Raw genomic sequence first — 11,237 nt, 5'->3', positions numbered from 1 at the left:
GGCGTACACCATGCGCACCCCCGGGTGGCGCAGCCCGATCAGGGCGAACAGCTGGCGCTCCTCGTAGTGGTGCGACCCGGTGACCAGGGCCATCTGGCTTTGGTCCATCGAGAGCGAGGGCACCAGCAGCACGTCCACCTCCGGGCCCATGCCGCCGGTGGTGTGGCCCCAGGAGGGCTGCAGCTGCCGCTGCAGCTCCACGAAGCTGAGTGCCGTCATCCTTCTTCCCCCTCAGGCACTGAAGGCCTTGCGGGCGGGAATCGGATAGGGGATGCGGCGGTGGCGCATGCGCTTCCACACCCGCACGAAGGCCCGGATCAGCAGCTCCAGCTCGGCGCGGCTGATGCCGCTGCCCGCCAGCTGGCCGTCCCGCTGCCGCGCTTCGAGGATGCGGCGCACCATCGTGCGCGCTTCGTGTTCATTGGTGCCGGGCGGCAGGGAGCGCAGGGCGGCTTCACAGCCGTCGGCGAGCATCAGGATCGCCGTTTCGCGGCTGCGGGGGGTGGGGCCGCGGTAGCGGAAATCGGCCTCCCGCACCGAGGGGTCGCGTTCGCGGGCATGGTGCAGGAAGTAGCCCATCTTCAGCGTGCCCTGGTGCTCGGGGATGAAGTCCGCCAGGGGCCGCGGCAGCCGGTAGCGCCGGGCTAGCTTCAGGCCTTCATCCACATGGGCCTGCAGGATGGCCGCGCTGGCGTAGGGATCATCGAGGGTGTCGTGGGGGTTGGCTCCCTCCTCCTGGTTTTCGATGAACCACTGGGGGCCGTGCAGCTTGCCCACGTCGTGATACAGCGCCCCGGTGCGCACCAGGTCCACGTCGGCGCCGATGCTGCGGGCTCCCTCCTCGGCCAGGCCGGCGATCATCAGGGTGTGCTCGAAGGTGCCGGGCGCCTCGCAGGAGAGCCGGCGCAGCAGCGGGCGCTCCAGGTCGGCCAGTTCCAGCAGCCGGGTGCGGGTCATCAGCCCGAAGAAGGTCTCCACCAGGGGCGCCAGCAGCAGGCCCGCCATCAGCAGCCCCGCCAGCAGCAGAGCTTCACTGAGCAGGTCGAACTGCCCCGGCTGGCCCCGGCCCTGCAGCAGCAGCCACTGCAGCAGCACCGCCCCGCCCGGCAGCAGCACGGCCAGCTGCAGCAGCTCGGCCCGGCTGCGCTGGCGGCCGGCGGTCACCGCCGCCACCGCCGCCGTGGCCGCTGCCAGCAGCAGCCGCAGGCCCAGCAGACCGCTCATCGGCACCGGCCAGAGCAGGGTGGCCGCCGCCAGCCAGGCCAGGCCGCTGGCGGTGCCCAGGCCCTGGGCGAGCAGCAGGGTGGGCGGCGCCAGCAGCACCATCGGGCTGGCGCCCGGGCCGAGCCAGAGGTGCACCCCCTGCACCGCCAGCAGGGTGCCCAGGGCGAGCATCGCCTGGCGCGGCTCGAGGCTGGAGCGCCAGCGGCGCAGCAGCAGCACCATGGCGCCGGTGACGGCGAGGCTCTCGAGGAAGTGGCTCAGCCAAACCAGCGGCCTGGGCCGGCGGTTGACCAGGCCGAAATGGTCGAGCACGTCGAACACCTGGGCGTTGATCACCTCTCCCTGCCGCACCACCAGGTCGCCCTTGCTGACGCTGATCGTGGGGATGCCCTGCTGGCTGATCAACGCCTCGATGCGGCGTTGGCTGAGGGCTGGGTCGCTGCGCAGGTTGGTCTGGCCCTGCAGGCTCTGCACCACCAGCCGGGCGCCGAGGTTGCGCCCCAGCCCGGTGAGCTGCTCCAGCTGCAAGGAGGCGGCCTCCAGCAGCTGGCCTTCGGAGACTCCCGGCGCCAGCCCCTGGCTGAGCATGCGCAGCTGGGCCCGGCTCACCTCTGCCTGCCAGGCGGTGAGCTGGGCCTGGCTGAGCCCCCGCAGCCAGAGGCGTTCCTGGTCGCTGAGCGGCAGGGCCTCCACCCGGTCCCGGGCGCGGGCCAGTTGGTCTTGCATCAGCTTGAGCTGTTCGCCCAGCTGGGCGCGCAGACGCAGGCTGGCCTCCTCATCCACCACCTGGACGGTGGTGCGGGGCAGCATCTGCTGGCGCCGCTCCTCCAGGGCGGTGCTGTCCACCACCTCGGCCGATTCGGGCGCCTGCACCGTGAACGGGGCGAGCATGCCTGGGCGCAGGCTCGGCTCCGCCAGCCACGACCAACTGCTCAGCACCGCCACCAGGGCACACACCATCAGCACCGCGAGACTGTCCTGACCCCGCCAGCAGGCGGGTGGCTGGCGGGGGCGTTCGGTGCGCAGCCACTGGCGCCACAGGCTGCGCACCCGGCCGGGGATCTGGATCGTCAACAGCCGGCCACGCATGCTTCGACGCTAGCGAGGGCCGCTCGGGCGCCAGCATTGCAAGCTGGGGATTGCGCAGCCCCCTCGATCCATGGCTACCCGTCTCGATGGGCGTGAGCKMRSYGSMGCNGATCSRRRCSAGGMTCGMSGCCMYCAWCGCCGNNCCSRCCRKYSMCGKCWYSSWSKTSCMSCYGSNCCTGSCSGNGCKNCMKSGWSNGCGRYGMCCCYGCYRRYGGCSNTCKACSYSGCCAASRAKGMNGAWGGYCTGCRSMCSSNTSRRCMTCSGCMGCCTNNGSKCRMASSKGMSSSCGGCCMSCGMAGYKNNGCASMNCCGGCCGGGGTGATGGCCCTGCTGGCCCAGGCCGGCGTGGAGCTGGCCGGGCGGCGGGCGGTGGTGGTAGGGCGCAGCATCCTGGTGGGCCAGCCCATGGCCCTGATGCTGCAGGCCGCCGATGCCACGGTCACCGTGGCCCACTCCCGCACCCGTGACCTGCCCAGCCTGACCCGCGAGGCCGAGGTGCTGGTGGTGGCGGCGGGCCGCCCCCGCATGCTCGGGGCCGAGCACGKGCGGCCCGGTGCGGTGGTGGTGGATGTGGGCATCCACCGCCGGCCCGAGGGCGGCCTCTGCGGCGATGTGATCGTTGAGCAGGTGGAGCCCCTGGCCGCCGCGATCACGCCGGTGCCGGGGGGAGTGGGCCCGATGACGGTGACCATGCTGCTGGTGAACACCGTGGTGGCCTGGTGCCGCCGCCATGGGCTCGAGCATGGGCTGGATGATCTGGTGCCCTGAGCCGGTCAGCGCCGCCTACCCCGCACCCGCCCCATCAGGCGCTTCCACAGGGAGCGCTTGCGCTTGCCGCCCAGCAGCTGGACCCCCTGGGCGGCGATGGCCGCCAGCTCCCCCTGCAGTCGGCTGCGCTCTTCGGCGCTCAGCTGGTCGGGGGTCACCCGGGCCAGCAGCTTGCGGCTGTTGCGCAGGTTGATCAGCAGCCGCTGGGGGGTCTGACCCTGCCGGCACTGCATCCGCAGGGTGTCGAGCACGTCCTGCAGCTCCTTGGCCCTGGCGCTGCGGTCTTTTCCGTCCGCCGTCGCCGTCGCCAGCGCCCGCAGCTGGGCCCGCGGCGGAGCCACCGCCAGCAGCGGACTGCTGTTCTGCTCGTCCCCGCTGGACTCTCGCTCCAGCCCCCACTCCTGGGCGAGCCGTGAGAGCGCTTCGGCGGGGAATAGCGGTGCCGGTGGAGCCGTGAAAGGGAAGTGCTTGGCCATGCCCCCATCGAGCTCAGCGCGGCGGTCGATCAACAGGAACCCCAGCGCCTGCCAGCAGGGGCGCAGTCGCTTTGGCAGCAGGGGCAGCTGGGCGCTCAGCCCCACGATCAACGGCTCCGCATCCGCCAGGCTGGAGTAGCGGCGCGGCTGCCCCTGAAACTGCTCCAGAAAGGTCTCGGCCAGGGCCAGCTCGGCCAGCTCCTGCTCCAGCTGGGCGGGATCGGCCAGCCGGTAGGCCTCCTGGATCCATTCGTCGGCCAGGCCGAGGCGAGCATGCTGTTCCCGCAGCTTGAGGCGCCGCTCCAGCCAGCCGTAGGCCAGCTTGGTGTCCGGCGCCATCTGCAGGCTCGCCTCCAGAAACTCCAGGTCGGCCCGGCTCACGCCCGGGGGCAGGATCGCCACCAGCGGCGTGTGGAAGCGCTGGTAGCGCTGCGGATCCTCGGCCAGCAGGCGGCGCATCGCCGCCAGCCGCCGGTTGCCATTGATCACCACCCCATCGTTGTCCACCAGCAGGGGCTCGGTCTGTACGGCGAGCCGCTGCAGTTCCTGCAGGATCGGCCCGCGGCTGTCGCCGGCCTTGGTCACCAGCAGCCCGTGCAGCAGGGTCTGGGTCTCCATGCTGTCCTCGCTGGCGTGCAGCCGCGCCAGGGCCCCCGGCTCGCCGCCCAGCTGCTCCTCCAGATCAGCCAGCAGCCGGCCGTTGTCCACCCGGTACACCAGCAGCTCCTGGGCCAGCGGCGCGGCCGGGATCGTGACGGCCCCGTCATGCAGGGTCACCCAGTGGTCGCGCACGGCCTGGGCGGCGGCACTGGCGATCCGTTGCCGGCGCGTGCTGACCTCGAGGAGGCGGGGCAGATCCATGCAGGCAGAGCCATCGGACAGCGTCCTCCAGTCTCCCGCAGCGGCATGGCAGGTCCCACCGGTCTTGCCATGTGTGTGGCCTGGACCCGCCAGGCCTGGGGAATGGGGCTTCACCTGAGAGAATCGCCCCCAGTCCCCATCTCCCCATGACCGCGGCGGTGAGCACGACCCCTGGCAGCCCCGCCGACGGCACCGGTGCAGGCCCCGAGGCGGGCAGCTTTGATTTCCCGGCCTATCTGGAGGCGACGCGCCTGCGGGTGGAGACCGCCCTGGAGGCGTCCCTGGGGCCGGAGCGCCCCGAATCGCTGCGGGAGGCGATGCGCTACTCGCTGCTGGCGGGCGGCAAGCGGCTGCGGCCGATCCTCTGCCTGGCGGCCTGTGAGCTGGCCGGTGGCGACAGCGCCCTGGCCATGCCCACGGCCCTCGCCCTGGAGATGATCCACACCATGTCGCTGATCCATGACGATCTGCCGGCCATGGACGACGACGACCTGCGCCGGGGGCGGCCCACCAACCACAAGGTGTACGGCGAGGCCAAGGCGATCCTGGCCGGCGACGCCCTGCTCACCCGGGCCTTCGAGATGGTCGCCCTGCGCAGTCCCCAGGTGCCGGCCGAGCAGCTGCTGCGGGTGGTGGGCGAGCTGAGCCTGGCCTCCGGCGCTCCGGGCCTGGTGGGGGGCCAGGTGGTGGATCTGGAGTGTGAGGGCAAGGACGTGGACCTCGACACCCTGGAGTACATCCACCTGCACAAGACCGGCGCCCTGCTGCGGGCCTGCGTGCTCAGCGGCGCCCTGATCGCCGGCGCTCCCGAAGCCCTGCTCGGGGCCCTCCGCACCTACGCCCGCGGCATCGGCCTCGCCTTCCAGATCATCGACGACATCCTCGATGTCACCGCCAGCAGCGACGTGCTCGGCAAGACCGCCGGCAAGGATCTCACCGCCGACAAGACCACCTATCCCAAGCTGTTGGGGCTCGAGGAGTCGCGCCAGCGGGCGGAAGCCCTGGTGGCCGCTGCCAAGGCCGCCCTGGAGCCCTTCGCCGCCGAGGGCAAGGCAGCCCCCCTGCTCGCCCTCGCCGACTACATCACCAGCCGCGACCGATGATGGAGATGCCTCTGGCGGCGCTCCACGATGCCCAGCCCCTGGCGGCCCTGCTCGCCAACAGCACCCTCTGGTGGGGGCTGGTGGCCTGTGGGCTGGCCCAGGCGTCCAAGCTGCTGATCGAGCTGGTGCTGCACCGGCGCTGGCGACCGGCCGTGCTGTTCGAAACGGGCGGCATGCCCTCCAGCCATTCCGCCCTGCTCACGGGCACCACGGCGGCGCTGGGCTGGCAGCAGGGCTTTGCCGATCCGCTGTTCGCCCTGGCGGCCGCGCTCTGCTTCGTGGTGCTCTACGACGCCTCCGGGGTGCGGCGGGCCGCCGGGCTCACCGCCGGGCGGGTCAACCAGCTGCCCGAGGCGCTCTGGCCGCCTGAGCCCGGCAGCGCCGATGCCGATTCCTCAACACTGAGCCCAACCCCGAGCCGCAGACCGCTCAAGGAAAACCTCGGCCACACCCGCCTGGAGGTGCTGGTGGGCAGCCTGCTGGGCCCGGCGATCGCCCTGCCTGGGCTGGTGCTGCTGGGCTCGCCCCTGGAGCTGGCCCACGCCTGGGGTGTGTGGCTTGGGCTCGGTTGAGCCAGCCTCCCGCCCCGGCTGAGCCGCCGGTCCCTGGCACCGTGTTCACAGCGGGGCAACAGGCGGCCTGCACGGGCTTCGCCGCCTGGCTGGCCGAGCCGGCAGAGGGCCGGCCCTTTGTGCTCAGCGGCTACGCCGGCACCGGCAAGACCTTCCTCTCGATGGCGTTCCTGCAGCTGGTGGAGGCTCAGCAGCTCTGCTGGACCGTGGTGGCCCCCACCCACAAGGCGGTGGGCGTGCTGCGCCACCACCTGGGCCGGGCTGCCCTCCAGCCCACCTGGTACCCCTCCACCATCCACCGCCTGCTGCGCCTGCGCCTGAAGCGGCAGGGCGACCGGGAGCGCTGCGAGGAAACCGAGCAGACCGCCGCGGCCCTCGAGCACCTGGGCCTGGTGCTGGTGGATGAGGCCTCGATGGTGGACAGCACCCTGCTGGAGATCAGCCTGCGCTGCGCCCATCCCTTCGGCACCCGCCTCGTGTTCGTGGGCGATCCGGCCCAGTTGCCGCCGGTGGGGGAGCCCTGCAGCCCCGTGTTCAGCCTGGGGCGAGCCGCCGCGGCGGAGCTCACCGAGGTGGTGCGCCATCAGGGGCCGGTGCTGCAGCTGGCGCAGGGCATCCGGGAGCAGCGGCTGCCCGCGCGCCAGCCCCCCGCCCTGCCGCCCGTGCGCACGGCGGTGGGGGAGGTGGCGCTGCTGCCCCGCCAGCAGTGGCTGGAGGCGGCCCAGGACGCCCTGCGCCGCAGCGCCGCCACCGACAACCCCGATCTGGCCCGCATCCTCTGTTACACGAATCGCTCCCTGGAGCAGCTGGTGCCGATCGCCCGCCGCGCCCTGCATGGCGCCATGGCCGACCAGCTGCCGGTGCTGCCCGGCGAGGTGCTGATCACCCGCAGCGCCGTGATGGCGCCGGCCTGCCGCGAGGGCGATGAGGCCGCCGAGGAGCCCGACATGGTGCTCGGCTCCAACCGGGAGTTGCTGGTGCGCGACGTGACGCCGGAGCGCTGTGATCTGGGTGAGTTCGGCTTCAGCTCGGCCGATCTGGGCGGGGGTCTGGCGGTGCCCGTGGTGGACACCCTGATGGCGGCGGTGGACAGCGGCGACAGCCAGTTCAACCTGCGCCTGCTGCCCCCGCTCGGCACGGCCGGGCGCGCCGCCATCGAGCAGGTGCTGGCCACGTTGCGGCAGCAGGCCCGCAGCGCCGACAAGCAGGCGGGCCGCGCCCTGTGGCGCCGCTTCTTTCTGCTGCGGGATGCCTTCGCCGCACTCGGTCCGGCCGCCGTGCTCACCGTGCACCGCAGCCAGGGCAGCACCTTCTCCGAGGTGTTCGTGGATGGCGACGTGTTCTGGCCTGGGGATCCGCTGCTGCGGCGCCAGCTGCTCTACGTGGCGGTGAGCCGCGCCAGCCAGCGGGTGGCCCTGGTGGCCGGCGGTGGCGCTAGAGGTGGCGGGGATGCCCGGCTCTGGCAGCAGTGGCTCTCCAGCTCCTAAAGGCTGAGCTGCAGCCCCTCGATCCCCTGCCAGCCCAGGTAGAGAGCCAGGCCCAGGCTCACCAGTCCCACCAGAGCATCGCCCCGGGCCAGCAGCCAGGCCTTGCCTCCCCGCAGCAGCGGCAGCACCCGCTCGCTGCCCAGCAGCAGCAGGGCCAGCAGCGGCAGCAGCAGCAGCAGGCTGCTGGTGAGGCTGAACAGCAGCGTGCCCACCACCTCCTGGCCCGGCGCCAGGCCCGCCTCCAGCAGGCTGCCGGCGGTCTTGGCAAACAGGAACAGATCGTCCGGGCTGATGATCTGCAACCCGATGCTCAGGGCCAGCAGCAGGGGCAGGGGCAGGGCGCAGAAGCGCTCCAGCTTGTCGGCCCAGCCAGGCGGAGCGTTCTCTTCGCCGCGGTTGAGCAGCTCCTTCAGGCCCAGGGCCAGCAGGGCCCCGGCGGCCAGCAGGTCGAGGCCGGTGCGGTGGGCCGTGCCCTTCTCCATGCTGAGCAGCAGCCCATGGCCCACCGTGAGCAGGGCGGCAACCACCAGGGCGCTGGTGGCCCACCAGGCCAGCACGAAGACCACGCCCCGCAGCCGGGGGCGTTCGCCGAGCAGCAGCAGCAGCAGCAAGCCGATGTGCAGGGGTGAGATGGCCAGGGCCAGCCCGAAGGCCGAGAGTTCCCCCAGCAAGTGCCCCGTGGTGAGGTTGGTCAGGACAGCACCTCAAACCAGTCAGCGCCGGTAAGGCCGATCGGCAGGGTCGTCACCCGCCCCACCCTGGCCAGGGACGGGCCCCGTTCACACCAGAGCCTCAGGGCCTGCAGCTGCTCAGCACTGCCCTCGGCCTCCAGTTCCACCCTGCCGTCGGAGCGGTTGCGCACCCAGCCCGCCAGGCCGAGGCTCTGGGCCTGGCGGCAGCAGGCAGCCCGGTAGCCCACACCCTGCACCTTCCCTTCCACGGTCAGCCGCCAGCGCTCAAGGGGGATTCCCTGGGGCTGTTCGCCAGGGTGAATGAAGCGGCGCTGGTCGGCACCGGCACGGCGTTCGAGGCTGCGGCGGCGATCCGGGCGGGAATCGCCGGGCAGCCAGCCCAGTGCAGATGCAGCCAGCTGGCGTGCAGCGTTGCTGTTGACCATCCTTCGCTCCGGCTCGGACAACCCCAGCCTTCAAGCTGCCAGAAAGCGCCGGAGTCGGCCACATCCTGGAGCTGCCAGCGATGGAACTCGTGGCCGCGCAGCCGTTCGCCGCGGCGCACCAGCAGTCCATCGGTGTGGGCCGTGGCCTCGCGGTAGCCGAGGCTGAGGCTGCCGCGAGCGGCCGAAAAGGGCAGCACTCCCGCCATCGCATGGGAGCGGCCCTGGGGATCCAGCAGGCTCCGGCCCAGCAGCAGCAGCCCACCGCACTCGGCGGCGATCGGGATCCCGGCAGCGGCGGCCTGGCTCAGCGAGGTGAGGCTGCGCCGGCTGGCCGCCAGGGCCTCCGCGTGCAGTTCCGGGTAGCCCCCCGGCAGCAGCACCGCCCGGCAGCCCGGCGGCAGCGGCTGATCGGCCAGGGGACTCCAGGGCAGGGGTTCGAGGCCCCAGGCGCGCAGCAGCTCCTCGGCCTCCGGGTAGCCGAAGTGAAAGGCGGCATCCCGGGCCACGGCGATCGGCAGCGGCTCCGGCGAGGAGGCGCCTGGCTGCTGCAGCCGAGAGTGGGCGGGCTCCGAGGCCACGAGGGTGGCGATCGGATCCACCGCCCTGGCCAGGGGCTGCACCGGAGCCAGCAGGGGCCAGAGCTGGTCGAGATCGAGATGGCGTTCCGCCAGGGCGGACCAGGCCCGCTCGCGTTCCGGCAGGTCCGGAATTTCATCGGGCGTCAGCAGCCCCAGATGGCGCGAGGGCCACTCCAGGGCCTCCTCGCTGGGCAGCACCCCCAGCAGCGGCACCTCGATCGCCTCCAGGGCCTCGGCCAGCAGCTGGCGGTGGCGCGCACTGCCCACGCGGTTGAGCACCACGCCGGCGAGCCGCACCGGGGGCGGGCCGTGGTCGCGGAAGCCCCGCACCAGGGCCGCCAGGGAGCCGGCCTGGCGGGAGGCCTCCACCACCAGCACTACGGGCAGATCCAGCAGGGCCGCCACCGCCGCGGAGCTGCCCTCGCTGCTCGACCCCCGACCATCGAACAGACCCATCACCCCCTCCACCAGGGCCAGGTCGGCCCGGCTGCCATGCCACTGGAAGCTGTCCTGCAGCCAGCGCTCACCGCAGAGCAGCGGGTCGAGGTTGCGGCAGGGCAGGCCGCTCACCCGGCTGAGCAACTGCGGATCGAGGTAGTCGGGCCCCACCTTGAAGGGCTGCAGCCGCAGGCCCCGGCTGCGGGCCAGGGCGGCCAGGCTCACACTCAGCAGGGTCTTGCCGCTGCCGCTGCTGGGCGCGGCGATCAGACAGGGCACCTCAGGCGGGCAGCAGCTGGGCGGCGATCGGCGCCGCTGCCGCCAGCAGCGGGTTGGTGGTGTCGTGGCCGCCCGAGAGCAGCCGGGCCAGCTCTTCCTCCTCGCTCTCATTGGGGAGCGGCACCACGTCTTCCTCGAGTTCCATCGAGGCCATGCCCCCGGCTTCCAGGCGCATGCAGCCCCCGGATTCGGAGCAGAGGATCACACACAGGGGCGGCCGCCCCTCCGGTGCACAGATCAGGCGCAGGCCCACCAGGGCGCCGGGATGGATCTTGGGGCTGCCCACCGGCACAGGCATCAGCCGGAACTGCACCGGCGAGCCATCCCTGCGGCGGAACTCGGCGCCGATCCCCTCTTCATGGGCGCCGCTGCCGCAGCCGTCCACGGGCACGGCGTAGGACTCCACCAGCTCCCAGCCGAGCCGGTCGGCCAGCCAGGCCGCCAGCAGCAACCCTTTGAGCGGGTGGTCGCCCTCCACATCGATGTCCAGCTGCACCACGTGGTCGAGGGCATTGCGGCGCGAGGGCGGATCGAACACCATCGCCAGGGATTCGCGCCAGGTGCGCAGCCGCAGCCAGTTGAGGTCGTTCACCGCCTGGCCTGCGGCGATCCGCTGCACCAGCAGGTCGATGCAGCGCCGGGGCCGGCCCAGGGAGCTGTCCACCACCAGGCGCCTGGTGGGCGGTGCCAGGGCCTCCAGCAGTTCGGGGGCCTCGTCGAGGCTGCTGTTCCACCACACCCAGCAGGGCAGGTCGTCGGCGATCAGGGGCAGCACCAGATCCAGCTGCTGCTTGAGCACCTCGCGGCCGCCGCGCAGCACCACCACATCGCCGCAGGCGGAGCCGCCGCCGCCCTCCTCCGGCAGGGGGCAGTAGGCGGCCACGAGGGTTTCCAGCGGCCTCGACTCCTCCAGGGTGGGAGCCAGGGTGATCAGGCGCCGCGGCATGTGGGCGCTGATCGCCCCGTCCACGAACTGGCCGCGCTGGTCTTCGGCGCTGGAGCTGCCGGCCTGCTGGCCCAGGCGCCAGGACAGGCGCTGGTCCATCACGGCTGTGCTGAAGGGCAGGTCCAGATCGGGCACGGCGGCCTTGGCCGCCTCGATCAGGTTGGGGTCCAGCAGTCCGGTGAGCGGTCCAGGGATGCGGCCGGTGCGGATCAGGTGCTGCTGCAGCCAGGAGGGCTCGTACACCACCAGGCTGAAGGTGGGCGCTCCGCTGGCATGCTGCAGCCCCTCTCCCCAGAGG

At 72.6% G+C, this 11,237-nt stretch carries 9 protein-coding genes and 2 pseudogenes; 4 read left to right on the top strand and 7 right to left on the bottom strand.

Features of this window, described 5'->3' with window-relative positions; all coding sequences use genetic code 11:
• Together IQ216_RS14700 and IQ216_RS14695 are read right to left on the bottom strand one after the other, a co-directional pair.
• Window positions 1-219 (bottom strand): annotated as a pseudogene (locus tag IQ216_RS14700) (carboxylate-amine ligase); the annotation flags it as partial.
• Window positions 220-231: 12 nt separating this feature from the next.
• Window positions 232-2,313 carry an HDIG domain-containing metalloprotein gene (locus IQ216_RS14695; protein ID WP_193814882.1) on the bottom strand — a complete coding sequence of 694 codons (2,082 nt, stop codon included), beginning with the start codon at window positions 2,311-2,313 and terminating at the stop codon, window positions 232-234.
• Between the two features lie 310 nt (window positions 2,314-2,623).
• On the opposite strand from IQ216_RS14695, the pseudogene IQ216_RS06840 reads away from it, so the two are divergent.
• Window positions 2,624-3,082 (top strand): annotated as a pseudogene (locus IQ216_RS06840) (bifunctional 5,10-methylene-tetrahydrofolate dehydrogenase/5,10-methylene-tetrahydrofolate cyclohydrolase); the annotation flags it as partial.
• Window positions 3,083-3,087: 5 nt separating this feature from the next.
• Here IQ216_RS06840 and IQ216_RS06835 read toward each other — a convergent pair.
• Complete coding sequence (locus IQ216_RS06835; protein WP_193814881.1) at window positions 3,088-4,419, bottom strand: hypothetical protein; 1,332 nt, start codon at window positions 4,417-4,419, stop codon at window positions 3,088-3,090.
• Window positions 4,420-4,565: 146 nt separating this feature from the next.
• Here IQ216_RS06835 and crtE point away from each other — a divergent pair, with 146 nt between their 5' ends.
• Genes crtE through IQ216_RS06820 form a run of 3 tightly spaced genes read left to right on the top strand, consistent with a single transcriptional unit; the run spans window position 4,566 to window position 7,581 of the window.
• Entirely contained in the window at window positions 4,566-5,522 is a 957-nt protein-coding gene (gene crtE, locus IQ216_RS06830; RefSeq protein ID WP_193814880.1) for a geranylgeranyl diphosphate synthase CrtE, read from the top strand.
• Complete coding sequence (locus IQ216_RS06825; RefSeq protein WP_370566647.1) at window positions 5,522-6,094, top strand: divergent PAP2 family protein; 573 nt, start codon at window positions 5,522-5,524, stop codon at window positions 6,092-6,094. The genes crtE and IQ216_RS06825 overlap by 1 nt, the downstream gene beginning before the upstream one ends.
• Complete coding sequence (locus IQ216_RS06820; RefSeq protein WP_228007237.1) at window positions 6,091-7,581, top strand: ATP-dependent RecD-like DNA helicase; 1,491 nt, start codon at window positions 6,091-6,093, stop codon at window positions 7,579-7,581. Before IQ216_RS06825 ends, IQ216_RS06820 begins: the two co-directional genes overlap by 4 nt.
• On the opposite strand, the gene IQ216_RS06815 is transcribed toward IQ216_RS06820, so the two are convergent.
• The 4 genes from IQ216_RS06815 to IQ216_RS06800 form a co-directional block, all read right to left on the bottom strand.
• Window positions 7,578-8,252, bottom strand: a complete 675-nt coding sequence (locus IQ216_RS06815; RefSeq protein WP_228007236.1) for a GAP family protein — start codon at window positions 8,250-8,252, stop codon at window positions 7,578-7,580. The genes IQ216_RS06820 and IQ216_RS06815 overlap by 4 nt on opposite strands.
• A 20-nt stretch (window positions 8,253-8,272) precedes the next feature.
• On the bottom strand, window positions 8,273-8,521 hold the full coding sequence (locus tag IQ216_RS06810) for an acylphosphatase (protein WP_370566646.1): 249 nt from the start codon (window positions 8,519-8,521) through the stop codon (window positions 8,273-8,275).
• A gap of 2 nt (window positions 8,522-8,523) precedes the next feature.
• Window positions 8,524-9,993 carry a cobyrinate a,c-diamide synthase gene (locus tag IQ216_RS06805; RefSeq protein ID WP_193814879.1) on the bottom strand — a complete coding sequence of 490 codons (1,470 nt, stop codon included), beginning with the start codon at window positions 9,991-9,993 and terminating at the stop codon, window positions 8,524-8,526.
• A gap of 1 nt (window position 9,994) precedes the next feature.
• Window positions 9,995-11,237, bottom strand: a 1,243-nt coding sequence (locus IQ216_RS06800) for a glucose-6-phosphate dehydrogenase assembly protein OpcA (protein WP_193814878.1), incomplete at its 5' end; no start/stop codon positions are given.

Source organism: Cyanobium sp. LEGE 06143 (assembly GCF_015207535.1).
GTDB lineage: Bacteria > Cyanobacteriota > Cyanobacteriia > PCC-6307 > Cyanobiaceae > NIES-981.
The sequence above is the reverse complement of the archived record's forward strand: the minus strand, read 5'-3'. Positions and strand labels throughout refer to the sequence as shown.